We start from the raw sequence: 22307 nt of genomic DNA on the forward strand, positions 1-22307 counted from the left end.
GAGGCCAGGACCTGGCAGAGTGGTGCGGGCCGCACCACCCAGCTCACCGCCTGCGCCGCCCCAAGGGAAAATCACCTTGCTCGACAGTGAGTATTTCATGGCTCATCACCCCGCTCGGATGGCACGCTCGATCCGTGCCTGGGACGAATGAGGTCCTTGAGCCGGCTGAGGACCTCGCTCCCTGTCCGGGTATCACCCCGCATTTGAACTTGGTGCTGTTTAGGCGTTGTGGGGCTTGGTGGTGCCGGAGCACGACTGGGGCGTTCCGTTGCGGGGATGTTTCGCTCAGCCGGTTCTTCCGGAGCCCAAGAGGCGTTGAACTTGCCCTGGACTGCACGCTGGATGAGCGTCATGAGGTAGCCGAACGGATTGCTGACTGTTCCGCCGGCACAACGGTGCTGCCACTGCTCGATGATGGGTAGCCGAAGATCTTCGGACACCCGTCGGAGCGCGCTTACCGCCTGGATCCGTTGCTCCGCCTCCAGTGCGTGCAGGAGATCCTGCCAGTTTGGATGGGCTTCCTCGCGTGCTCGCGGTTGTACTGGCTTTTTACATACAGAATCTTGTTTGTATGTATACGTACTATATGAGTTCGGCATCCGAACCAAGGGCGTACTCGGCGGATTCTGTCTGGGTTCGGCATCCGAACTCAGCGGTAGAGCGCATTGCTTGCCGCTGATTTCACTGAGTTCGGCATCCGAACTAGGGGTGGAATGAGGTAAATCCGACAGAGTTCGGATGCCGAACTCTGCCGCTGGATCCGCTTCGAGCTGACTATCGATAGCCCATTGCTGGTGGTTCAAGCGTCCCTCGAGCTTCTCCAGATGGGTAGGGAGGCGGCGACCCACGTCCGGATCATCCCTGAACTCCCGCCAGATGATCTGCCCGATTTCGCGTATGGCTCGGTTGCCGTGGCCGGTGGATTGGCTCAGCAACTGCATGTAGTCGGTGTCCAGCTCCAAGGCTTCGGCTGGAGAGACAGGCTCGTCGTGAAGAATGTAAACGTTGCCCTGGACCTGTCCGTTGAGGTCGTTGCGCAGGCGTCGGCCGAGGCTGAGCCAGCGGGTCAGACGAAGGACCATGAGTGCCTTGGCGATGGTTTCGCGCGAGGCGATCTTGCCTGGCTGCATGCCGAGATAGGGGCGCAGTTGCTCGTATGTCGGGAACGCGGTCAGTCCGTCGTCGTTGATGAGCAAGCGGAAAACTTGCCAGCAGTTCCGCTCCAGCGGAGTAAGACGCTTATCTAGGAGGAGGCGCCGTGGAACGGTTTCATGCGGATTGCCGCTGAAAATGATGCCGGAATATTGTTGAGCCAGCGGTTCGCTGCTTTCGGCAGCAAGCCGCTTCTTATACAAATGGGCCTCGAGATGTCCCGAGGCCGAGTCCAGCAGTGTCGAGATGGGAAAGCGCGACAGCCTCATGGTGCTGTGTCGCCTTCCGACTGAACCAGGTTCAGTAGTTGTTGACGTTCTGTCTCAGCGTTCACCTGCGTTGTTGCGGATGGGGCAGAGTGGGGCAGGTGTGAGCTGACGCTAGCGAGGTAAAGAGTGGATTGGGACTTTTGCAGGCCCGCCTGGCTCTGGCTCGATTTGCCAGACGGATAGAGCCCGTCTTTCAACCAGCTCTGGATGAGAGACCAAACAATGGCGAGGCTGATGAATTCTGGACTGTCTTGTTCGATTCCGGCGTTGATTTCCTCAGTTAGGATCATCGCGATGTCCAGCAACTCCATGCTGTCCTCGAGGCGGACCTGATTTTCCTGCATCAGGTGCTCCCAGCGGAACCATATCTGGCGCTCGATCTGTTCATCGAGCTGCCGCCAGCGACCTCGGCGCGGGTGGATCTCCAGCATCAAGCGCTTGGTGGCGGTGTCCTCCGGCGACAGACCGAAAAAGCTCTGGATCATCGTTGTGGTGGCTCCCAGCTTCAGTGCGCGTTCGATCTGCAGGTCTTCCTGCGCGCTGCGCTCGGCTGTGGCCAGGATTTTCTCCATGACGTCGATGTTCACTCTGACGTCTACCCAAGAAACCGGGGTATTGGTCAGGATGCTCATGACGGCAGGCTGTTGGAGCTGAGCCAGAATCTCCGGCCGCAGCCCCATCTCGGCACAACGCCTGAGCTGGCCGTTGCGCAGGTGGTTGAGCACCTGCGTCAGGACCGCTTCATTGATCAACGACTTCGACATGTCGATCCCTCCCCAAATCGTGCGAAATCACTGGTCGGTAGCTGCTTGCTCGGAGGCGGCCGGCAGCAGCTCAAGGTCAACCAAGCGTCGGGCCAGACGAATTATCCGGAACAGTTTCACCAGGGCTTCGTCATTGAGACGGCCTGCCTGGCTGGATGGCTGATCGCCTGTGGTGGGTTGGCCCAGCAGCAACTGAGCGAGGCCAGCTGAGAATTGAAACTCGCCCAGGGCGTCGCGGCAGGTCTGCTGGTCGTGTGAGTTCAGGACGACTTGGACCTGGCCGCTGAGCGCTTGAAGCAGCGTCATGAGGTGCAGCGCTGAATCAGTAATCTCATGGTCTTCATTGGGCTCGCGATACGTGTAACCCACACCGCCCTGGATCCTGACGATCTCGCCTGGGGCACCGACGTGCAGAGCGATTTCTTCAGCCAGATCAGCGATGTGCTGTCGCAGGATTTCGGGGGTGTCGATCGACCGCTCGATGTACCAGAGGTCGGTGATCGGGTGCAGGCCGCCGACTTGCACCGGGATTGCCTGCAGAGCTGTTTCCTCGAAGACAGGTAGATGTTCACCCTCGAGAGCGGCCAGCCGTTGGCGAGTCTGCTGGATCTTGGTGGATACCGGGCTCACGATATGACCTGCCAAGAGCTCAGCACGCTCCTCATCGGTCAGTTGCTGCTGTTGTACAGGTAGCGGCGGAGTTGGCGGGGTAGAGGGATTACCCGGGAGGCTATTGGTCTTGGACGTTTGGAGGCCGGCAGCGGGGCTCTGTGATTGTGCTTGTCCAGTAGTCGACGCAGCAGGACTTTCCTGCCCTACTGGTGGGATTTCAGGTGGTGCGGCAGGTGCGGGCAGATCGACCAGAGTGCCGCGGCGCTGCTCTTGCTGCCCGTTGGTGATCTCGAGCAGGATTTGGTCATAACGTAGGCCCAGGGGGCGCTTCATCTGGTCGATGAGTTCGTCTTGGAAGCGGTCGAAAATGAATTCGTCAGGGCTACTGTCGAAGATCGCCAGTGTGTCCTGGAACAGCATCTCGAAGTCGACACCCTCACCGGAGTAGAGGCGTTTCCAGCAGCCTAGGGAAGCCTTACGTAGTGAGAGAATGCGAGAAACACGATCAACCCCCAGGCCCGAGTACAGCATGCTTGGTATGGCTGGAAGCAGTATCTCAACGGCATCCAGCATTCTGCTGATGTGTGAGGGTGAAACAGGATAGCCGTCATCGGTCAGCTTCCGTGACAGCTCACGGATACCGACCGGTTCGCCTTTCTCCTCCTCATACCAGGCTTTCGCTTTCTGAATGCCCACGGCTCGCTCGATGAACTTGAGGTCACCCTTCAGGTCGTTCTCAGCTAGGTGACCAGTCAGCGCGATGATTTCGCCGCGCTGCTTGTCCCAGGGCCTGAACAGGCAGTTGAAACGGAAGTAACGCTCGTCGCCGGTCTCTTTGTAGAGCTCGTTGAGAATTTCCAGGCGAGTGTTGCCGCCGTTGCGAATGCGGTATTTGTCTTCCCCAGGGCGTCGAGTCACTGGTGGCGGCGTATCGAGGCCTCGATGCCGGATCGATTCTTTCAGCTCATCGTATTTCGGGTTTCGAGTGGTCCGGGGGTTGTCGTGCCAGGGGAGGACCTGGTCGAGTGTCAGCACCATGGGCGTGTCGCTGATCGGGTCCGACAACTGTTCCAGAACGGGCGGCGCGGTGAAACCAGGGGCAAGTAGCCGGTCTTTCAGATCTTGCGGGTTGATCTTGGCCATACTCATGCCTCCGCCACCTGAGGCGTGTTCGCCGCAGCCAGCTCTGCCTGCAGACGCTGGTTCTTGGCGAAGAGCTCGTCGACCATTCGGTTCGCTCGAGCGAGTTCTTCTTCGAGCTCGTTGCTGCGCTCCAGCCGGTAGACGATCTCGCTGTTGGCCGAGCGGTGGTTATGCGCGGCTTTTTGCTTTAGCTGATCGCGCAAGCCCAAGGGCATACGGACAACGAACTTATCTTCGGTTTCTCGGGCCATGGTCATTCTCCAATTTGGGCCTTGCGCCGCTTGAGCTGGTCGCGGAGTTGAGTGGGGAGACTGCTGATCCGCAGCGTGTCGCGCTCCTCGTCGTACTCGATTCTGGATCCCAGCAAGTGCGCCTCGAAGCTGATCAACAGGCCTTCGGCGCGGCCGGTGAAGCGGCGGAACTGGTTGAGGGTGCGCTTGTCCGCCGGGATTTCCGGCCACATCCCGTAGTCCATCGAACGGATGAAGTCGTATAACCCCCGCTGATGCTGCACGACCATCCCTTCCGAAAGCGCGTCGAGGGTCATCGGCTCGCCGATGCGCGCCTGCGAGGTGGCGTAGTCGACCAGCGTCTCGGTTTTCTCGCGGGCCTGTTCCTCGGCCATGCCCTCGCTCTCCACGAAGTCGCTGAAGGCCTTGAGCAGGGCGCGGGTTTCGCCCGGTGAGTCGATGCCCTCCTGGCAGCCGATGAAATCGCGGAAGTAGTCGGTGACCTTCTTCCCGCCCTTGCCCTTGATGAACGAGATGTACTGCATCGACTGCTTGTTGTTACGCCACTCGGAGATGTTGATCCGCGCCGCCAGGTACGGCTGGCCGAAGTCGAGGTGCCGCGACGGGGATACCTCCAGCGACTCGTTCACCGCCACGCCTTCGCTGTGGTGCAGCAGGGCGATCGCCAGGTAGTCGGTCATGCCCTGCTGGGAGTGGGCGAACAGCACGTGGCCGCCGGTGGAGAGATTGGACTCCTCCATCAGCTTCTGCAGGTGCTCGACCGCTTCGCGGCTGAAGCCGACGAAGTCGCGATCGCCCTCCAGGTACTCACCGAGCCAGCCGCTGAACGGGTAGGCCCCGGACTCGCCCTGGAAGAAGCCCCAGGCCTTGTTCTTGGCGTTGTAGCTTTCGTTGAGGTCGGCCAGCAGGTTCTCGATGGCCTGGGAGTCGCCCAGCTCGGCGTCGCGCGCGTGGAGCACGGCCGGGGTGCCGTCGGGCTTCTTCTCGATCAGGTGGACGATGGCGTGTTTGATAGGCATCAGAAAGACTCCTGGTTCAGGGAACGCTGCCGGTCGGCTCGACGGAGCATGGCGCGGGCATTGAGCTCGCCGCGTGCGTCGCTTGGCGTGGAAGAAATGAAGATCGAGGCGCAGCCGATCTTGCTGAGCTTCAAGTGGCCGCCTGCGGAGCGGTCGACCCTCCAGCCTTCGGCTTGAGCGAAGGCCACCAGCCGGCGAACGCTTTCCCGGGTGCCGCGAAGGAAACTACGCATCCGTGGTCTCCTCGCTGTTGAGCTGCAGCCAGGTCTCCATCTCTGCAAGGGAGCGGGGAAGGCTATCGGTGGCGGCGGCATCCAGGAGGCGTTTCACCAGCGCCTGAAGGCTGCGACGATCGTTCTGTCGGCTGCAGGCCAGGTCGTCATGCGCGGAACGCAGCATGCGGACCTCTGTGCGCAGTTGAGCGAGCTCGTCCTCAGCCGGCCGGTAAGCGGTGACGTCAGGCATCGCGCGCTACCTCCTTGGGATTTCTACAGGACAGCTCCCAGCGGCTCTCGATGCGCTTTTCATGGTCGCCTGCCTGTGCCGGCATACGGGTGATGTATGCGTTGTCCTCGCCAAACAGCCGTTCGGCAAGGCGGGAGGCTGCCACCTTGTCGCTCCAGGTGCAGGTCGCACGCTGCTTCTGAATGGTATTGGTCCAGAAACCGGCGCCATCGAACTTGACGATGCACTGATAGGTCTGGGACGCCTTCATGATTCGGCCTCCTTGCTGAGTGCATCACCGACCTGAACGGCCACCAGTTCGGGCAACTCCGGCTCATGCCCGGGATAGTTGTTGGCCAACTGATGCAGGAACTCACGCGCGGCGTCCTTGCTGCCTGCAATGCGGAACACGGCGGTGAGGTGCTGGGAGTCCTGAGTGCCGCAGCAGAGGTGCGGCACCAGGCTCACTTTCAGCGAGCAGCTGAACAGGTGTCGCGGGATCCATACCGACCAGAAGTAAGCCGAAAGCAGTTGCCCCGGAGCGCGCGTAGTGACCACCAGGGTCCCGGCCTGAGTGGTCGAGATTTCGATGTACCCCAGTTCCTCCAGCTCACGAAGCTCTCGCTCCATCGAGCTGGGTGCGACCGTGCTCTCGTCCCGAGAAAGGCGCGAGATCACTTGGCTGAGGGCGTCCAGCTCGATCGGGTTGACCCCAACGTGATTGGCATGAACCACCGCCGAGTCGGTGAACGCGGCCGAGGCGTGGATGCTCGGAAAACGGGTTTCAGTGTTCATCACGGACAGCCTCCAACTGATGGAAGTCGTAGCTCCCGCAGCAGGGGCAGACCAAGACCTCAGCTTCACCTTCCGGGGTGTTCTCTGCGGGGAGGATTTGGCGCACCAGGTGGAGAGGGTGGTGCTGACCGCAATTCATGCACTCGTGGGTGACCAGGTGCTGGGAAGCGTTCATGCTTGGACTCCTTGCCGGCGTGGGCCGGCAACTGGCAGCGGAAGATGAGATGAAAAATGAGATTGCAGGACCGGTAGCGCTGAAGGCGTGACGGTCGCTGCTAAAAGGGAGCCGGACGCATCCGGTGGTAAGGTTGGCGTCGCCAAACAAACCCACCCAGACCACAGGAGGTCCGGCATGAAGAACGAATACCGCTTTGGATACGACGAGATGCTTATCCAGATCCAGGCATGCGTTCCTGACTCACAAAAGGGGGACGGATTGCCTATGACGATGGCCAGAGCGCAATGGATAAGCCAAGTCTTTGTGCTGTGTACCCTTGGTAACTCACTGGCACGTGACAAAGGCTGGAGGCTATGGGGCATGGATGCCATTGAGTATGCGCTCATGCGTCGCTACTCCTGGCCACTGGAAACCATTCGGGAGATGCCAATTCGGGATAGGTGGCTAGCACTGCATGAAGAACTGGCGGATTTGCAATGGGATGAAGAGGCTCAGCAGGTATGGCTAGCGAAGATCGAACCAGTGCTGCCAGGCGCACCGGGGACGGACTACGACGTCTGGCGTTCGGATGCGCCAGGATTTCAATTACCCCAAGCTCCTGGCTATCTAGTGGTCCGGTAACGAATGCTTCGGGTCTCGAGCGCTTATCGGGCCAAATCTGTTCGGGGTCGATCCTGACCACCGTGGAAAAGCGATAGCCGTGCTCCTGCCAGTGCAAGACTGCCCCGCACCGGTGACTAATCAATCCCTCCTGCTCGAGCCGCTGAGCCACCCAGCTTGGGCGTAGCCCTCCGTATGGTATGTCCTCACGGCTGTTAAGAACGTACTCGATGACACCGTGGATGAGGGCAGCGCTGGGAACAAGTAGGCAGGCATCCAATAGCCAGGCATTGGCGGCGGACCCGTCATACACTCGTCCGTGGTGGCAGAAGTTCTGCAAGGCTTGTATCCATTCGGCGCTCGCTATCGAAAGGAGATTGTTAGCGGGCTGCTGGTCACGCATGACTAGACTCCTTGCCGGCTCCCGCCGGCGAGAGATCGGAAGTTCAATGAAGGGGCTCATGCAAGAGCTCCCTGCCAAGTTGGTGCAAGGTCGGCGAAGCGGGTCTGGTTGGCGATGAAGGCGGCGCGGACGGTGCCGATCGGGCCGTTGCGGTACTTGCCGATGATGATTTCGGCGATGCCCTTGGCCTCGGTGTTGGGGTGGTAGACCTCGTCGCGGTACACGAACATGATCACGTCCGCGTCCTGCTCGATTGCGCCGCTCTCACGCAGGTCTGCGTTGTTCGGTCGCTTGTTCGGCCGGTTCTCCAGGCTGCGATTGAGCTGGGACAGGGCCACGACGGGGCAATCCATCTCCTTGGCCAGTGCTTTCAGCGAGCGGGAGATCTCCGAGATCTCGGTGGCTCGGTTTTCCAGGCCTGGGCAGCGCATCAGTTGTAGGTAGTCGACCAAGATCAGCACGGGATGGCCGTACTTCCTGGCCGCACGGCGTACTTTGGCACGTAGCTCCGTCGGCGAGAGGTTGCCCTGGTCGTTGATGACCAGGCGGCTGCCATATTCGTTTATGCGCTTGATCGCGACAGACAGCCGGGGCCAATCCTCCTCTTGCAGTTGGCCTTTCATCAGCTTGCCAAGGTCCAGATGGCCAAGCAGGGCGGCCAGCCTGAACAGCAGCTGCTCTGCCGGCATTTCCATGCTGTAAACCTGGACAGACTTCTGTTGGTCGCTCTGCAGCGCGGCGTCGATAAGGTTGAGGGCAAACGACGTTTTACCCATCGAGGGACGGGCACCGACGATGATGAGATCTGATCTCTGTAGTCCGCCGGTGAGCTCGTCGAGATCCTTCAGGCCTGTCGGGACCCCCGTTACCGTCACGTTGTTGTTGAAGCGGTAATCGATGGTGTCGACGATCTTCGCGAGGCCCTTGTTGATATCGACAAAGTCGGACTTGTGCTGATCTTGGCCGAGGGCGAACAGCTTCTGCTCGATCTCTTCCTGAACCTCACAGGGATTCGCCTGGTGGTTCGAGGCGGTTCTGGTGCAGTGGTGCCCGAGAGACATCAACTGCCGCAGGTGCGCCCGATCGCGAACGATCTGCGCGTAAGCCTCGATATTGGCCACGGAGGGCGTGTTGTCAGCGAGCTGGCCGAGGTAGGCCAGCCCGCCGGCTTCTGGAAGGTCTTCGATCGCTTCCGACACCGTCACGACGTCAAACGGGGCGTCCTTCGCGGCCAACTCGCTGATGGCGGTGAAGATCAGCCGATGTTCATGCCGGAAGAAGTCCTCTTTATGCAGGTGTTCGCCGACAATGTCCCATGCCGCGTTGTCCAGCATCAGGCCACCGAGTACCGCTTGCTCTGCCTCGACTGAGTGAGGAGGAGTAAGCTCCAGCGCGCTCACTTCGAGTCCTCCTGGCCGATCTGCAGGAATGTGCTTCCGCTGCTGCCTGGGGCGCCGATGATCTCCAGCGCTTTCACCTCCACCTTGGCGGACTCGATGATCACCGAACCCACATGAGCCACCGCTTTCGCGCGTTCGATATCCAGGGGCTTGTCTTCGTCCAGCAGCCCTTCGATGGTGGCAAAGAGGTGATTACGCAGATCCTCAATCTTGTTTTTCATGCTCGACCTCCTGAATGGTGCGCTTGAGCTTGCTGATGACGCGGATTGCGCTCTTCAGCTCAGGTGGATAGCGATGGATGGAGTTGCGGCGCATGCGTTCGGCCCGGGTGATGAGCTCCAGGTTGTCGATGACGACGTTCTGCTTGTTGTTGTCCTTGAAGCAGACGCAATGGCCGGTTGGGATGGGGCCGAAGTGTTCTTCCCAGAGCAGGATGTGCATGCCCTTCCAGTCCCGGGGGGGATAACCGGTATCCGAGATCTTTCGTTGCAGGTAGCCATCAGCGCTGACCCGTGTACTGCCGACTGGGAGCCATGTGTGGGGCTTTTGCCCCTTCTTGAACTGCGTTTCCGACGAGCGTCCTCGCGCGAGAAGCCCCTTCATGCCGCAGTTCCATGGCGTATGCCCCTTCTTGAACTGCGTTGCATTGCCTTCGATTTGAAGCTTCCGGCCGCAGGCCTGCAGAATCTGCTTGGCGAGCTCTGGGCTTTTTTTCAGTCCTAAACGGTGGGCTTTTGCGTAGATCTGCTGGACCGTTTTGTTCAACCTGGCTGCTAGGACCTCGTTCGGCATATCCGGATACAGGCGCAACAGCACCAGTTCCTGTTCGGCAGTCCAGATTTCGCGGATGCAGCGCTCCTCTCGGTTGCTGAATTTGCTGCGGGCACGCACCAGGGCCTCGTAGGCGATGGTCGAGAGAGCAGAGCGAGTCATCGGGAACCTCCCTGCTCGAGCGCGCCCTGAACTCGCCGGCTGACGCCGCGGTGCAGGCGAGTGTTTTTGCCGTGCTCCCAGCCTGCGTGCAGCGAAGCCTGGTCATAGGCCAGGGGCTTCGTCGGCGCTGCCGGCTCCAGGAGTTTCAGCTCCGGATGGTGTAGTTCGAGGTAGGCCTTGATGGCTGCTTGAGTCGACTCGTCCGGCCTGCCGGCAAAGTCACGTACCAGCGAACGCACTGCGAGAAGCCAGCCTTCGACGAAGAGCTTGCTGCGACGGCGCTTGGTCGACAGCTTGCAGCGCTTCTGTTGAGCTACATGAGCCGAGCGCGCCGCCACCAGTTGGTGGTGGAGCGTAGAGTAGGCGTGAGCGGCTAGCTCAGGGCCGATCCCTCGGCCCATGAACTTGAACGTCCAGCCCGCTGGCATCGCGTATGCCGCCAGGTAGTCGCAGCCGAAGGAACTGGCGCAGATCCCGGCCAGTTCATGCAGCCATGGGGCAGGAGAGCGCCTGGTTCGAGTGGGAACGCACGCGGTTTCCACCGTGTGGGCCGAGATCTCCGCATCGCTGAGGTCGAACTGGCGCTTCAGGATCGCGGCCTGGCGCAATGCGGTTTCCGCCTCGTTCGGCGTGGCCCCCTTGGCATTCGCCAGGGCCATCAGCTTCTCGACCTTGGCGAGGACTTTTTGCTTGTCCATTGGCTTCATGCCAGCCCCCCCTCGCTCATGCCAAGCACTGCACTTGCCTCTGCGGCCAGTTGCTGGCCTTCCGGGCTAGGCGAGCTGCCGACGAAGAGCATCAGCCGCTCGATGACCTTCACGGTGTCCTGGGAGGGTTGGGCGAACTCGGCCAGGTGATCGATGGCAGTCGCGATATTCCAGATAGCCCTGTTCATGTCCCGCTGGATCACGTGGATCGAGCTGGCATTGGCCGCGATGGCCAGTTGCGACTTCGTCTGCAACAGTAGGTCGTGGGCGATTTGGAGCAGGGCGTTCTGCAGGGGCTGTCCACAGGCACGCTGCTGAGCGCGAACCGGAGCGACAAGGCCCTGCAGCATCGCAGCACCTTCAGCCTCGACCAGCAGATTGTCGGAAGCACCGGCGGCAGCGCCTGCTTTGGCCATGTAGCCTTGCACGTAGGCGTCGAACTGGGTCTCGGCGATCAGGCTCAGGATGAGGTTGTTGCGGTTCTGGAGGTTCATATGAGGCCCTCCGGAGCCGATTGCAGAGCGTCTGTCCAGAGCTGAAGGGTTTCCTGCTCCTCGCTGGTCAGAGCGATCTGTGCGGTGCAGTCAGCGACCTTCTGCTTGATGACGCGCAGGCGCTCCTCGACTTCACTGCCATCGTCGTAGGCGATTTCGTGAGTCAGGTGGCTAATGAAGTCATATCGCAGGCTCCCCACCTGACTAGCGAAATACTCGGCTTCACTGCGCCACCCGATGAGCTGCTTGGGACGCTCCAGCCAGCGTTTGAGTTTTGAGTGGAGCTGGTGCGTGGAGTACAGGGGATCGAACACCTTGGCCCGGTTGTAGATCAACGCGATCTGCAGGATTTCCAGCCGCTCTTCGAGCGTATTTCCCGGAAGCGGGTAGTTCGAGTCGACCAGTTGCTTGGCCAGGCGCCCGCGCAGCTCACGCCGCTTCTTGGCCTGTTTCTCGTCGCGATCACGCTTTTCCTTCGCATGCTCGACCTGCTGGTTCACCGAGTCGAGCAAGCGCGCAGCGTCTTGTAGGAGCTGCTTTTGCTCGAAGCTCAAGTAGCAACCCAGCTTCCCGAACAGGTCGGTACCGCCACCAGTCAGCTTGCGTATTTCTCGCGCAGCGCCGGTCAACTTGGCCTGTTGGCTCCGAAGGTCGGCGGCGCTGCCGAACTTGTTCAGTTGCAGCACAAGTTCCGCGTCGACGTCGCGGGCTTGGGTGATAGGAGGCTTCGCCATGTCAGCGCCCTCCCTTGACCAGTGCTGCTACCGCCTCCGGCGTCAGCGCGAGGAAGCGGTCAGTCCACTCGGGAAAGACCTCGATGGCCAGGTTACGGATGATTTCCAGCGCGGGCGCTGATGTGCGATTGGAGGGTTGCCGCGTTTCGAGGCGGTGCGCTGGTAGCCCGCGCGATGCTGCGTTGCGAAACACGACGGCATCCGGGACAGTCGTTTCGAGCACAGAAATGTCCTGATGCTCATCGAAGATGGCGCGCACATTCTCGTGAATCGCCCGGGAGTCATTGGTCTGGTCCAGGCAGTTGATGACGATCTGAACCTTGGGGATCCGCATGCCGAGGCGCTCGTAGGGACGCAGTCCATCGAGCATTTGCATGGTGCCGCGGTTGAACTCGCGGGCAGTGAGCATGTTGGGCTGCAGGGGGGAAACAACCAGATCCGATGCGAGCACGACCATTTCTAGTAAAGCGGAGCGCGCACCTTGTGTGTCGATCAGCACTAGGTCGTAGCCCTGTTTCAGGGACGGCATGAGGTTTGCCAGCCGGAGCCGGCCATCGGGCGCCTGGAGCAGTAGGTTGTTGAGCTGGTTGTTCTGGTCGTTGGAAATCACGACGTCCAGGTTGGGGATAATCGTCCTGGAGATGATCCTCGCTGGGTCAGTTATGTTGGCGGCGAGCAGGTCGTAGATGCCGCCCTGGGCGACTTCAGGAAGCTCGTAGTACGAAGATAGGGAGGGCTGGACGGGGTCCAGGTCGATGAGGAGGGTCTTCAGGCCAGCATCGGCGCAAAATGCACCGAGGTTGGCGGCGGTGGTGGATTTCCCTACACCACCCTTGGTGGATACAACCGAAGTCGCTTTCGCATTCATGTCTACAGCCTCTAATGTGGGGGTCATTAGAGGCTGCTGGTGTGAAAGGTGGCTGGGTAGAAACCCTTCCTAGAGAAACCTAGGCCAATTGTCTTTTAACCAATTGGTCGTAGGTTCGAATCCTACACGACCCACCATATTCAAGACGAAAAAGCCCACCTGCGAAGGTGGGCTTTTTCGTTTCTGTACCTTACTTTCCGAATGCTGGCCTGTGGGAAGGAGGAGGGGCCGCTCTTCCAGCCCTGTTTCTCCGACGCCTGGCCTTCCCGCATGGCATTCATCGAGCGTCTGGAGGCGGCGGGCCCTGAGGCCCGGCCGCTCCATCGAACAGGAAGCCTCCCGGTACGGGTACCGGGAGGATCGATTCACAGGTTGTAGTGGCGACCTATCATGGGAACGGCCGCCGCAGCCCCGTATACCGAGTTCCAGGACTGCCAGCCAAAATTGATGCCGATCAGTCCGCCATGGATCTGGTTGGGGATTTGTGGCTCCAGCCTGCCGCTGGCCGAAGAACCCATGACATTCCCCTGATTCCAGGCGACCAGGCCGCCCAGCAGGCCCGAGCCTCCGACCTTGCCGGAAGCGGAGGCGCCCCTGATGGTGCCGGTGCTGAAGCCTGCCAGCCCGCCGATATAGCTGTCGTATCCCGCCGTCACATCGCCGCTGGCCGAGGCCCCCAGGACGAGAGCCCGCCAGCCTTCCAGGGAGCCGACCAGCCCGCCGACACTGGCGCCGCCGCCCCCGGTGACCGCACCGGTGGCGTTGGCGGAGCGGATCGAGGTATTTTCGCCGCGGCCGAGCAGTCCTCCCAGGTTGTGGCCGGTCATGTCGATTACCGTCCCATGGCTACTGGCGAGCATCAGCGAGCCTCGCAGGTCACTGCCGAGCAACCCGCCGATGGCCCTGGAACCGTTGGCGCTGACGTTGCCCGAAGCCGAGACGTTCGTCAGCGAGGCGGCATCGTTGTAGCCGACGAGTCCGCCGACGCGACTGCCCTTGCCCCCGGTGACATTGCCGGATGCGGCCAGGGTGCTGTGGTTGCCGCCCCGGTTGTGGCCGATCAGCCCTCCCACGTCACTGTTCGCCCCTGCGTTTACCCACCCGGAGGCCTTCAGGTTGGAATGATTGCCGCCGAGGTTGGACCCTATCAGGCCACCCAGGGTTTTGCCGCTGCCGTCGGTGACTTCGCCACTGGCGGCACCGTTGATGACGGAGCCGTACAGGTTTTCGCCGAGCAGACCGCCAACCGCTTCTGCTCCGCGGGTAGCGACATTGCCCTTGGCGGAGGCATTGACCAGCGAGGCATTGGCGTTGAGACCGATCAGGCCGCCGGCCTGAAGCAGCGACCCACCACTCAGGTTGCCGCTGGCACTGACGTCGGCCAGATTGCCTGCCTGGTTGTGGCCGATCAGGCCTCCCAGGTAGCGGCCGGCTTGCAGGCTGACATCGCCATGGGCGCTGGCGTTGGTGATGGCCGCGCTCAGGTTCCGGCCGATCAGCCCGCCCAGTGCTTCCGCGTCTGTGCCCCGGACCTTGCCGCTGGCCGTGGCGTGGGCGATACCACTGTTTACGTTGAGGCCGATGAGCCCTCCGTACAGGCCGTGCTGTCCGTTGCCTGAGACGTCGACGGAGGCGGATACGTCCGCCAGTCCGCCGGCGGAGCTGTATCCGACCAGTCCTCCCAGGTTCATCCCGTGACCGGTCAGCGACAGCGTTCCCTGGCTGCCGCTGCTGCGGATGAGGCCGCCGCGGTTCCTGCCTACCAGGCCCCCCGCGCCGTAGTGGCTGGCATGGTCCTTCAACTGGCCGGAGATGGCAAAATCGGCCCGGCTGTTGGAGATGCTGGCCACGCCCCTGGCTGTGCTGATGTTTTCGGCTGCGAGTCCGCCCAGAGCATAGGTGTGGCGGTTGCCGACCAGCGTGCCGCTGGCGCTGGCGTTGTCGATGCTGCCCAGGTTCAGCGCGACCAGCCCGCCGAGGCTGTTCAGCTTCGAGGCCGCGGCGATACGGATGTCGCTGGCGTTCACATTGTCGATGCGACCGAGGTTGGCGGCGGCCAGGCTACCGACCTGGACGTTGTAGTGGGTGGCCCGTGCTCCATCGGCGGAAATGCGTTCCAGGTTCAGGTTGCGAAGGGTGCCCCGGTTGACGCTGAACAGGCCGGAGTAGGCACCGGTGCCGTAGACGGCAAGATTATCGATGGTGTTGCCCAGGCCGTCGAAGGTACCGCCGAAGGCGCTGGCGTTGCCTATCGACAGGAAGCTGGAATTGCCGCCTGCGATTCGATTGCCGAGGACATAGCTGCCGCCCAGATCCCTATCGATGCCGCGCAACTGCTGCAGATCCTGGATCACGCTGTAGTCCCGCCCATTGGCGCGGAATCCTGCGTTCTTTCCGGACAGAGTGATCCGGGTGCCTTCGGCGAGAGCATAACCCTTGTCCGAATTGAATTCGACCCGGGCTCCCTGGCCAGTGAGAGAGAGGCTGTTGTCGATACGGAGAGGGCGCTGCCCGGCATTGAGAGTAAGGCTGGCGTTTTCTCCCTGGGCCGTCAGCGCGCCATTGATCCTGAGGTCCCCGCGCTCGGCGGTTAGCGTCAGGCCGTTGCCGCTGTCCCAGGACAGCGGCGCGCCGACATGCGCGTTGCCCTGGGTGGCGACCACTTCGACGTTGCTTGTGGAAAGGTTGCGGGCCAGGGTATCGGCATGCAGCGTCGGGCCTTTTCCCGCGCTGCTTGGATTCGCCAGGCCGGAACCGACATTCTCGCTGCTCCGGGCCTGAACGGTACGTGACCTGACGTTGGTGGCGGAATTGCCGAAGACCTTGTTACCGCCGGTCTGGACCTGCACGACATGCACATTGCCGGCGTCGGCGGCGATATCGGGTAGCGCCTGGACCTGGACGATGCTGGAGCCATTGGCGCCTGGGCTCAGGTTGGGGAGGGTCTGGGTCTGGACGACATCGATTCCGCTGACACCGGGGCCGATGTTGGCACCGCTCTGGCTCTGCACGATTGTGACGCCATTGACGCCCGAGCCGATGCTGGGGCCGCTCTGGCTCTGCACGACGCTGATGCCACTCGCGCCTGAACCGATATTTGCGCCATTCTGGCTTTGCACAACGGTGATGCCACTTGCGCCCGAACCGATATTGGCACCGTTCTGGCTCTGCACGACAGTCACGCCATTGACGCCCGAGCCGATATTGGGGCTGTTCTGGCTCTGCACGACGCTGATGCCACTCGCGCCGGCGCCGATATTGGCGCCATTCTGGCTTTGCACGACGCTGATGCCATTGGCGCCCGAGCCGATATTGGGGCTGTTCTGGCTTTGCACGACGCTGATGCCACTTGCACCCGAACCGATGTTGGCGTCGCTCTGGCTCTGCACTGCGGAGATATCGTTGGCGCCGGCGGCGAGGTCGACGGCCGGCTGCTGCTGAACGATGGTCACGCCGTTGCTATCGGACGCATTGGCCCCGGCTGGGCCCTGCGCTACATGGACCTGGCCGGAACCATCACCGGCAGCGTTTGCCTGGCCGGCAGCGGCTACGCTGACCTCGTGCGAGAGAATCCTCCAGGTGCCGGTTGCGCCCTGGTCGGCATGGGTGTCCACCTGCGCGGTTCGCTGTATCTCGACGTTCGCGCCCTGGTTCAGCACCAGGCCGCCATTGCCTCCGCCGATGGCGCTGGCGTCCTGCTTGCCGGCCACCCGCACGGTACCCTGTTCGCCGCCGTCGAGGACGATGCGTCCTTCCGCGCTGCGTAGCGTCCTGGCCTCGAGGGTGCCCTGGTTGTTGACGACGGTCTTGAGCAGGCTGTCGGCGCTGCGGGCGCTCATCAGCACCTGGCCGCCATCGGCGCGGATGAGGCCGCCGTTGTGTGCAAGAGCGTCGACCGAGCCCTTGTCCACCTGCAGGTTGAGCAGGCCGTCGCCGTCGAAATTGAGGTTGATGCCCTGGCCTGCGCCCAGGGCCACGTCGCCGAGTTGCGCCTGGATCACGCCGTCGTTGCTGACCCGGGCGCCCAGCAGGGCGATGCTGCCGCCTTCGCTGGCTTTCAGGCTGCCGGCATTGCTTACGGTTGCGCCGGAGTCGCCGGAGAACTGGTAGTTGCCGGCGAGGAAGTCCCTGTCGGCCAGGTCCAGGGTGGAAGCCACCAGGCCGCCTACGTTTACCTGGGCGGACTTGCCGAAGACCACGCCGTTGGGATTGACCAGGAAGACCTTGCCGTTGGCATCTATCCGCCCCTGGATATCGCTGCCGTTGCGGCCGATCACCCGATTCAGGGCGACGGCGTCCTGGCCCGGCTGGTGGAAGCTGACCCGCTCATCGGCACGGACGCTGAACTCGTTCCAATTGGTGATCAGCTTGTGGCTCTGCTGGTCGATGACCATATGCCGGCCGTCGGTGGATGTCTGGAATCCGGCATCGCCTGAAACGACCGTGGCGCCGCTGGGCAGGGCGAAGGCAGGGGCCTGGCAGAACAGGCCGAGCAGTGACGCTCCGGCGACTACGAGCGCCTTGCCGCGTCCGCTCTTGCTGCGCCGACGGGTACCTTCGCTTGCGACGTTCCAACAGCCTGTGGCCTGGTTCCAGACCAGCGTATAGCTCTTGTTCATGGCTTTTCCTTTCAGTGGGGCCCGCCGGCATGGCGGGCGGGAGCTTGCTCAGAAGTAGCGGGTCGCTTGCAGCCACAGCCGGGGAGTGCGCTCGGGCTCGATGTTGTTTTCCTGGCTCAGGGGCCAGGCGGCGGTCAGGCTGACCTGGTGATCCGTTCCGTACCAGGTTGCGCCGCTGCCGACGGCGGCCATGCGGTTGCGATTGCCTTCCTTGGTGTTGGGGTGCTTGAGGAATTTCACCGCGCCCTGGTCGATGAACGAACTCAGCTGCCAGCCCGGAGCCAGGCTGTAGCGCAGCTCCGCACTGGCTTGCCAGCCTTCGTCGCCGTAGCCCTTGTAGCTGCCCAGGGGGAACGCCCGAACGCCGTAGGGGCCGCCCATGTCGAACTGTTCCGCGCTGTCGAGGTTGCCGCCGCTCCACTGGGCGTTGAGTTGGGCGAACAACTGCAGGCGGTCGCCCAGGTGCTGCAGGCGTACGGCGTTGAGCATGATCTTGTCGAAGCTGCCGGCGGTACCGATGGTGTAGCGGTCCAGCAGCCGCTCTTCGGCGGAGTCGATGGCGAGCTGGCCGTGGGCATAGGCCAGCGAGAAGCCGCTCTGTCCACCGCCGAACAAGCGGTCCTGGGCGTTTCCGCTGATGCTGGCGGTCCACAGGCGGATCTCCTTGCGGCTATGCCTCCCGGTACGCTCCTGGTCATCGCGAAGTCGCTTGTTTTCATATTGCAACTGGGTGGACAGGCTTAAGCTGCGGCTACGCAGCAGGGGCTGGCTGACGAACAGGCTGTCGGTAATGGCCCGGCCATGGGCGTCCAGGCGCGAGAAATCGCGTACCAGTCGATAGGTCGTCTCGGCGTGGGCCAGTCCGATGCGCGTGCCTCGGGAACCAAGGGGCAGTTGATAGGCTGCACGGTAGTAGCGTTGGTGCCGGTCGCTGCCCAGCAGGCTCAGTCTCGCCTGGTCGCCCAGTCGCAGCGGGCTGTTGAAGTCGAGGGTGGTTCCCAGGCGATATTCCCCCATGTAGCGGCCGCCATAGTTGTCTGCCTCCAGCCTGCCGCCGACCAGCGGGCCGGGGCGGGCCTCGACGCGCAAGTCCGTGGTTCCCTGCGCCTGGCCCGGCAGCAGGGTGCCTTTGGCCTGGAGGCCGGGAATGTCGCTCAGGAGCAGAAGCGCACGCTCCAGCTCCGAGCCCTGGACCGCGGTATCTCGTTCGAGTGCGCTCAAGGGGCGGAGTAGAACGCGGTCCAGCGTTCGGGACGTGTTGTGCAGTTCGATCCTGCCGTAGCGCCCCTCGAGCACTTCGATGCGTACCGTTCCATCCTGGATTTCCTGTGCCGGGAGGAAGGCGCGCGCCAGCACATATCCCTTTTCCCGATAGAAATCGCCGATGCGGGCGGCGGCGGCGTGCAATTGGCTCAGGTTGAGTTCCTGGCCCGGCAGGTCGTGCAGGAGCGCCAGCAGGCGTCGATCGTCGAACTGTCTGTTGCCGCTGAGTTGGAAGCGCTTGACCAGCACCGTCGGGCCGCCCTCTTCGGCAGCCCGTGATACGCCGTCCTCGGGGCTGGGGCGCTCGGCGTCCAGTTCCACCGGCGCGGGCAGGTTCAGGCGTCGGCTTTCCACGTCACGCAGCGCCTGCCCCGCATCCGGGGCGGCACTGGCAAGGCAGGACGACAGCATGGCCATTCCCATGAGGCCCGTACGGAGCAACGGTCCGGCCCTGAAGGATTGAACGATCGAAGTGGAACTGCCGGAAGGCTTTGGGGAGGGCGGGGGGAAAGAAAGGCTAGCCTGGTTACGCGGAAAAGCTGGATGCATGGTCAATCGGCCCGGAGCGCGGTTCTTGCAGGGAAAAGAAGCCGATATCCGCAGGCATGTGCAGAACGATCGGTTTCAAGGCGGAGAATCGAGTGGGCGATAGCCTGGGGCGAGGCTGAAACGGCGACAATCGTAGTTTTCTGGCGTTGGCCGGTAGAACTTCTTGGTTTTCGTAGGGGACTGGGAGGACTGCTGTAGGAAAAAACTCCGGTGATAACGGGCTCGGCTGCGGAAGCGGCGGAAACAGTGGGGCGGAAGTAGCTGCTGAGCGCGATTCCGTATCGCGACCGTGGCGGTCATGATCAAAGGGCCTGTCCGACTATCGCCCGCCGTTCGGTCTGGCGGCTGGAGCATGGGCAGGACGCAGCGCTAGAATGCCGTTCTCGGTTTAAGGGCCCTCTCAGGCTGAGCATCAACGGCGTGTGTCTTTCGGTTCTTTTTCGTGGCGTTCACCCATGACTGGCATCAAGCCCACAACGCCCGTAGCCCGCTATTTCCACCAAGAGGCGCAACGGCGCGGCTATGTGCTGGACGCAGCCCAGGGCAATGCCATTCTTCATCTCGATCGATTGGCGGAGCGCTTGCGTCGAGGCCCGTCGCTATTCCGGCAAGCGCCGCGCAGCCTCTACCTGTGGGGTCCGGTTGGGCGCGGCAAGAGCTGGCTGATGGATGGCTTCTTTCGCAGCGCCGATTTGCAGGGCCTGCGCCGGACGCATTTCCATGCGTTCTTTCGCCGGCTTCATGACGGTATGTTCCGCCGCCAGGGGCGGCCCGATGCCCTGGGCGGTGCGCTCGACGAACTGCTAGGAGATTGCCGGCTGCTTTGCTTCGACGAATTCCATGTCCACGACATTGGCGACGCGATGCTGATAACACGCCTGTTCAGGGAGCTGTTCCGCAGGAAGATCACCCTGGTCTGCACCTCCAACTACGCGCCGCGGCAACTGCTGCCCAATCCGCTCTACCACGAACGCTTCCTGCCGGCGATCCGGTTGATCGAGACGCGCATGGAAGTGCTGGAAGTAGCCGGCGCCCGGGACTACCGGACGGTTTCGCCGCGGCAGGAGATCGCTTCCGGTTATGCCAGCGGCGGGTATTGCTGGCCAGCCTCATGCGCTTGCCTGGACGAGCTGGGCTTGTCCGCGCCCGAGCCCTCGCAACGCGTGACCCTGCAAAGCGGCGCGAGGACGTTGCAGGCGCGCGCGGTGTGCGGCGACCTGGTGTGGTTCGCCTTCGCCGACCTTTGCGAGGCGCCAACCGCGGTGATGGACTACCTTGCCCTCGGCGAACGCTTCTCTACCTGGGTGCTGGACGGCGTACCGCCGATGGCGTGTTGTTCGGTCGCCGCCCAGCAGCGCTTCATCAATCTCGTCGACGTCCTTTACGACAATGACCGGCGTTTTTTCCTGAGTGCCGAAAAGGCGCTGCCGGCCCTGGTCGAGGGCAGCGACCTGCCTGCGGACATGCAGCGTACCGCCAGTCGGCTGGCGCAGTTGCGCCAGCTTCGCTGTTGAAGGAACGCCCCGCGCCGACGGCAAACGGGGCGCAATGGCTCAGTGCAGCTTGAGGCGTGGCTCGGTGCTGCGCAGGCGTCCGCTGAGCATCAGCATCGCGGTGCGCAGCGGACCGTACAACGCCATCTGGTGCATGCGGTATAGCGATACGTAGAACATCCGCGCCAGCCAGCCTTCGAGCATGACGCTACCCATCAGATTGCCCATCAGATTGCCGACTGCGCTGAAGCGCGACAGCGAGATCAACGAACCGTAGTCGCGGTAGTGATATTCGCCCAGCGGCTTGCCTTCGAGACGGGCACGCAGCGATTTCACCAGCAGCGAGGCCTGCTGGTGCGCGGCCTGGGCGCGTGGCGGCACGTTGCGCGGTTGCTCTCCCGGTTGCGCCGGCTGGGGACAGGCGGCGCAGTCGCCGAAGGCGAAGATGTCGTCGTCGCGGGTGGTCTGCAGGGTCGGGCGGACCACCAGTTGGTTGATACGGTTGCTTTCCAGGCCGTCGAGTTCCTTGAGGAAGGCCGGAGCCCGGATGCCCGCCGCCCAGACCTTGAGCGTCGCCGGGACGAACTCGCCGTCGCCGGTCCAGAGGCCGTCCGCATCTACCTTGCTCACCGCGGAGCCGGTCATCACCCGTACGCCGAGCTTGCTCAGGGTCTGGTGTACCGGCTGACTGATACGCTCGGGCAGCGCCGGCAGCACCCGTGGGCCGGCTTCGACCAGGCTGATGTGCAGGTCTTCCGGGCGGATCCGGTCGAGCCCGTAGGCGGCCAGCATCTGCGCGGCGTGGTGCAGTTCCGCAGCCAGTTCGACGCCGGTGGCGCCGGCGCCGATGATGGCGATACTCACTGCGTTGTTGTTCGCGTCGTGCCCGGTATGCGCACGCAGGTACTGGCCGAGCAGCTGGCGGTGGAAGCGTTCGGCCTGGGCGCGGGTATCGAGGAAAATGCAGTGTTCCGCAGCGCCCTCGGTGCCGAAGTCGTTGGTGGTGCTGCCGACGGCGATCACCAGGGTGTCGTAGGCGATGTCGCGCTCGGGAACCAGCTCAACGCCATTCTCGTCCACCAGTGCGGCCAGGCGGACCCGCTTGCTGGCGCGATCCAGGCCCTGCATGCGGCCGAGCTGGAATTCGAAGTGGTTCCATTTCGCCTGGGCGACGTAGTTCAGCTCGTCCTCGGAGGAGTTGAGCGAGCCGGCAGCGACTTCGTGCAGCAGGGGTTTCCAGATGTGGGTGAGGTTGGCGTCGACCAGGGTGACCTGGGCCTTGCCGCGTTTACCCAGGGTGCGGCCGAGACGGGTGGCGAGCTCCAGCCCGCCGGCGCCGCCGCCGACGATCACGATGCGATGGGACATGTGGATATCTCATAGTGGGAATTCCGTGAGGCGGTCGTCGGGAGCGTGGCTCGACCGGACGACTCAGGCCAGGTAGCTGAGGAGGCGGCTGAGCAGGCCCAGGCCGATGACCACGGCGAGCAGGACGAACATCAGGAACCACGGGCGGAACGGCGCACGCTCGACCTGGTGCAGCGGCGAGGCGAGGTACTGCTCGACCTTCTGCTGGTCTTCGGGGCTCAGTCGGCTGGACATGGCAGGCCTCCGTTT

Annotated in this window: 23 protein-coding genes and 1 tRNA gene; 3 read left to right on the forward strand and 21 right to left on the reverse strand. The window is 62.5% G+C overall.

All coding sequences use genetic code 11. The features are described 5' to 3' along the window. Positions 1–95 precede the first annotated feature (95 nt). Genes LT948_RS18325 through LT948_RS18370 form a run of 10 tightly spaced genes read right to left on the reverse strand, consistent with a single transcriptional unit; the run spans position 96 to position 6624 of the window. On the reverse strand, positions 96–1421 hold the full coding sequence (locus LT948_RS18325; protein WP_079390166.1) for an STY4528 family pathogenicity island replication protein: 1326 nt from the start codon (positions 1419–1421) through the stop codon (positions 96–98). Further along, a complete protein-coding gene (locus LT948_RS18330; protein ID WP_019726827.1) occupies positions 1418–2185 on the reverse strand; it encodes a DUF2857 domain-containing protein in 768 nt (255 codons plus the stop codon). Before LT948_RS18330 ends, LT948_RS18325 begins: the two co-directional genes overlap by 4 nt. 27 nt (positions 2186–2212) lie before the next feature. Next, positions 2213–3946, reverse strand: coding sequence for a ParB family protein (locus LT948_RS18335; RefSeq protein ID WP_031628727.1), 1734 nt, complete (start codon positions 3944–3946; stop codon positions 2213–2215). Next, a complete protein-coding gene (gene tprA / locus LT948_RS18340) occupies positions 3943–4191 on the reverse strand; it encodes an ICE element conjugation transcription factor TprA (RefSeq protein WP_003111972.1) in 249 nt (82 codons plus the stop codon). Before tprA ends, LT948_RS18335 begins: the two co-directional genes overlap by 4 nt. Positions 4192–4193: 2 nt before the next feature. After that, on the reverse strand, positions 4194–5210 hold the full coding sequence (gene yejK / locus LT948_RS18345; protein WP_232197110.1) for a nucleoid-associated protein YejK: 1017 nt from the start codon (positions 5208–5210) through the stop codon (positions 4194–4196). After that, complete coding sequence (locus LT948_RS18350) at positions 5210–5443, reverse strand: hypothetical protein (RefSeq protein WP_003111774.1); 234 nt, start codon at positions 5441–5443, stop codon at positions 5210–5212. The genes yejK and LT948_RS18350 overlap by 1 nt, the downstream gene beginning before the upstream one ends. After that, entirely contained in the window at positions 5436–5675 is a 240-nt protein-coding gene (locus LT948_RS18355; RefSeq protein ID WP_003111775.1) for a hypothetical protein, read from the reverse strand. Before LT948_RS18355 ends, LT948_RS18350 begins: the two co-directional genes overlap by 8 nt. Then, on the reverse strand, positions 5668–5925 hold the full coding sequence (locus LT948_RS18360; protein WP_003111776.1) for a hypothetical protein: 258 nt from the start codon (positions 5923–5925) through the stop codon (positions 5668–5670). The genes LT948_RS18355 and LT948_RS18360 overlap by 8 nt, the downstream gene beginning before the upstream one ends. Beyond that, positions 5922–6449: a hypothetical protein gene (locus LT948_RS18365; RefSeq protein ID WP_023104898.1), complete on the reverse strand. Its 528-nt coding sequence runs from the start codon at positions 6447–6449 to the stop codon at positions 5922–5924. Before LT948_RS18365 ends, LT948_RS18360 begins: the two co-directional genes overlap by 4 nt. Beyond that, positions 6439–6624, reverse strand: coding sequence for a hypothetical protein (locus LT948_RS18370; RefSeq protein ID WP_009315885.1), 186 nt, complete (start codon positions 6622–6624; stop codon positions 6439–6441). The genes LT948_RS18365 and LT948_RS18370 overlap by 11 nt, the downstream gene beginning before the upstream one ends. A gap of 177 nt (positions 6625–6801) precedes the next feature. Here LT948_RS18370 and LT948_RS18375 point away from each other — a divergent pair, with 177 nt between their 5' ends. After that, the gene (locus LT948_RS18375; RefSeq protein ID WP_003117028.1) at positions 6802–7248 is read left to right on the forward strand and encodes a hypothetical protein; all 447 of its coding nucleotides are present in this window, start codon (positions 6802–6804) and stop codon (positions 7246–7248) included. Between the two features lie 438 nt (positions 7249–7686). Here the strand turns inward: LT948_RS18375 and dnaB are convergent, their stop codons facing one another. Genes dnaB through LT948_RS18410 form a run of 7 tightly spaced genes read right to left on the reverse strand, consistent with a single transcriptional unit; the run spans position 7687 to position 12766 of the window. After that, the gene (dnaB, locus tag LT948_RS18380; RefSeq protein ID WP_034036281.1) at positions 7687–9030 is read right to left on the reverse strand and encodes a replicative DNA helicase; all 1344 of its coding nucleotides are present in this window, start codon (positions 9028–9030) and stop codon (positions 7687–7689) included. Further along, a complete protein-coding gene (locus tag LT948_RS18385; protein ID WP_003111780.1) occupies positions 9027–9251 on the reverse strand; it encodes a hypothetical protein in 225 nt (74 codons plus the stop codon). The genes dnaB and LT948_RS18385 overlap by 4 nt, the downstream gene beginning before the upstream one ends. After that, complete coding sequence (locus LT948_RS18390) at positions 9235–9963, reverse strand: HNH endonuclease signature motif containing protein (protein ID WP_003111781.1); 729 nt, start codon at positions 9961–9963, stop codon at positions 9235–9237. The genes LT948_RS18385 and LT948_RS18390 overlap by 17 nt, the downstream gene beginning before the upstream one ends. Further along, complete coding sequence (locus tag LT948_RS18395; RefSeq protein WP_021205064.1) at positions 9960–10661, reverse strand: DUF2786 domain-containing protein; 702 nt, start codon at positions 10659–10661, stop codon at positions 9960–9962. Before LT948_RS18395 ends, LT948_RS18390 begins: the two co-directional genes overlap by 4 nt. A gap of 5 nt (positions 10662–10666) precedes the next feature. Continuing rightward, positions 10667–11164, reverse strand: coding sequence for a hypothetical protein (locus LT948_RS18400; RefSeq protein ID WP_003111783.1), 498 nt, complete (start codon positions 11162–11164; stop codon positions 10667–10669). Further along, positions 11161–11898: a hypothetical protein gene (locus LT948_RS18405; RefSeq protein ID WP_023104892.1), complete on the reverse strand. Its 738-nt coding sequence runs from the start codon at positions 11896–11898 to the stop codon at positions 11161–11163. Before LT948_RS18405 ends, LT948_RS18400 begins: the two co-directional genes overlap by 4 nt. Before the next feature lies 1 nt (position 11899). Continuing rightward, entirely contained in the window at positions 11900–12766 is an 867-nt protein-coding gene (locus LT948_RS18410) for a ParA family protein (RefSeq protein ID WP_003111785.1), read from the reverse strand. A 20-nt stretch (positions 12767–12786) separates the two neighbouring features. Here LT948_RS18410 and LT948_RS18415 point away from each other — a divergent pair. Beyond that, positions 12787–12903: transfer RNA gene (locus LT948_RS18415), tRNA-Lys, on the forward strand. Between the two features lie 228 nt (positions 12904–13131). Here the strand turns inward: LT948_RS18415 and tpsA4 are convergent. Together tpsA4 and LT948_RS18425 are read right to left on the reverse strand one after the other, a co-directional pair. Beyond that, positions 13132–17385 carry a two-partner secretion system exoprotein TpsA4 gene (gene tpsA4, locus LT948_RS18420; RefSeq protein ID WP_033995369.1) on the reverse strand — a complete coding sequence of 1418 codons (4254 nt, stop codon included), beginning with the start codon at positions 17383–17385 and terminating at the stop codon, positions 13132–13134. A gap of 48 nt (positions 17386–17433) precedes the next feature. Further along, a complete protein-coding gene (locus tag LT948_RS18425; RefSeq protein ID WP_030048367.1) occupies positions 17434–19071 on the reverse strand; it encodes a ShlB/FhaC/HecB family hemolysin secretion/activation protein in 1638 nt (545 codons plus the stop codon). Between the two features lie 548 nt (positions 19072–19619). On the opposite strand from LT948_RS18425, the gene zapE reads away from it, so the two are divergent. Then, positions 19620–20711 (forward strand): cell division protein ZapE, encoded by a 1092-nt coding sequence (gene zapE, locus LT948_RS18430; protein ID WP_073657474.1) that lies wholly within the window; start codon positions 19620–19622, stop codon positions 20709–20711. 39 nt (positions 20712–20750) lie between these two features. Here the strand turns inward: zapE and LT948_RS18435 are convergent, their stop codons facing one another. Then, on the reverse strand, positions 20751–22058 hold the full coding sequence (locus LT948_RS18435; protein ID WP_023092876.1) for an NAD(P)/FAD-dependent oxidoreductase: 1308 nt from the start codon (positions 22056–22058) through the stop codon (positions 20751–20753). A 63-nt stretch (positions 22059–22121) separates the two neighbouring features. Further along, positions 22122–22292 (reverse strand): DUF3094 family protein, encoded by a 171-nt coding sequence (locus LT948_RS18440; protein WP_003094672.1) that lies wholly within the window; start codon positions 22290–22292, stop codon positions 22122–22124. Between the last annotated feature and the right edge of the window lie 15 nt (positions 22293–22307).

Source organism: Pseudomonas sp. CP-1, assembly GCF_021213715.1.
GTDB lineage: Bacteria > Pseudomonadota > Gammaproteobacteria > Pseudomonadales > Pseudomonadaceae > Pseudomonas > Pseudomonas aeruginosa.

Bases quoted from the DNA above. Each gene is read 5' to 3' on its own strand.
- LT948_RS18325 (WP_079390166.1), bottom strand. From the start codon at position 1,421: ATGAGGCTGTCGCGCTTTCCCATCTCGACACTGCTGGACTCGGCCTCG.
- LT948_RS18330 (WP_019726827.1), bottom strand. From the start codon at position 2,185: ATGTCGAAGTCGTTGATCAATGAAGCGGTCCTGACGCAGGTGCTCAAC.
- LT948_RS18335 (WP_031628727.1), bottom strand. From the start codon at position 3,946: ATGAGTATGGCCAAGATCAACCCGCAAGATCTGAAAGACCGGCTACTT.
- tprA (WP_003111972.1), bottom strand. From the start codon at position 4,191: ATGGCCCGAGAAACCGAAGATAAGTTCGTTGTCCGTATGCCCTTGGGC.
- yejK (WP_232197110.1), bottom strand. From the start codon at position 5,210: ATGCCTATCAAACACGCCATCGTCCACCTGATCGAGAAGAAGCCCGAC.
- LT948_RS18350 (WP_003111774.1), bottom strand. From the start codon at position 5,443: ATGCGTAGTTTCCTTCGCGGCACCCGGGAAAGCGTTCGCCGGCTGGTG.
- LT948_RS18355 (WP_003111775.1), bottom strand. From the start codon at position 5,675: ATGCCTGACGTCACCGCTTACCGGCCGGCTGAGGACGAGCTCGCTCAA.
- LT948_RS18360 (WP_003111776.1), bottom strand. From the start codon at position 5,925: ATGAAGGCGTCCCAGACCTATCAGTGCATCGTCAAGTTCGATGGCGCC.
- LT948_RS18365 (WP_023104898.1), bottom strand. From the start codon at position 6,449: ATGAACACTGAAACCCGTTTTCCGAGCATCCACGCCTCGGCCGCGTTC.
- LT948_RS18370 (WP_009315885.1), bottom strand. From the start codon at position 6,624: ATGAACGCTTCCCAGCACCTGGTCACCCACGAGTGCATGAATTGCGGT.
- LT948_RS18375 (WP_003117028.1), top strand. From the start codon at position 6,802: ATGAAGAACGAATACCGCTTTGGATACGACGAGATGCTTATCCAGATC.
- LT948_RS18385 (WP_003111780.1), bottom strand. From the start codon at position 9,251: ATGAAAAACAAGATTGAGGATCTGCGTAATCACCTCTTTGCCACCATC.
- LT948_RS18390 (WP_003111781.1), bottom strand. From the start codon at position 9,963: ATGACTCGCTCTGCTCTCTCGACCATCGCCTACGAGGCCCTGGTGCGT.
- LT948_RS18395 (WP_021205064.1), bottom strand. From the start codon at position 10,661: ATGGACAAGCAAAAAGTCCTCGCCAAGGTCGAGAAGCTGATGGCCCTG.
- LT948_RS18400 (WP_003111783.1), bottom strand. From the start codon at position 11,164: ATGAACCTCCAGAACCGCAACAACCTCATCCTGAGCCTGATCGCCGAG.
- LT948_RS18405 (WP_023104892.1), bottom strand. From the start codon at position 11,898: ATGGCGAAGCCTCCTATCACCCAAGCCCGCGACGTCGACGCGGAACTT.
- LT948_RS18410 (WP_003111785.1), bottom strand. From the start codon at position 12,766: ATGAATGCGAAAGCGACTTCGGTTGTATCCACCAAGGGTGGTGTAGGG.
- tpsA4 (WP_033995369.1), bottom strand. From the start codon at position 17,385: ATGAACAAGAGCTATACGCTGGTCTGGAACCAGGCCACAGGCTGTTGG.
- LT948_RS18425 (WP_030048367.1), bottom strand. From the start codon at position 19,071: ATGGGAATGGCCATGCTGTCGTCCTGCCTTGCCAGTGCCGCCCCGGAT.
- LT948_RS18435 (WP_023092876.1), bottom strand. From the start codon at position 22,058: ATGTCCCATCGCATCGTGATCGTCGGCGGCGGCGCCGGCGGGCTGGAG.
- LT948_RS18440 (WP_003094672.1), bottom strand. From the start codon at position 22,292: ATGTCCAGCCGACTGAGCCCCGAAGACCAGCAGAAGGTCGAGCAGTAC.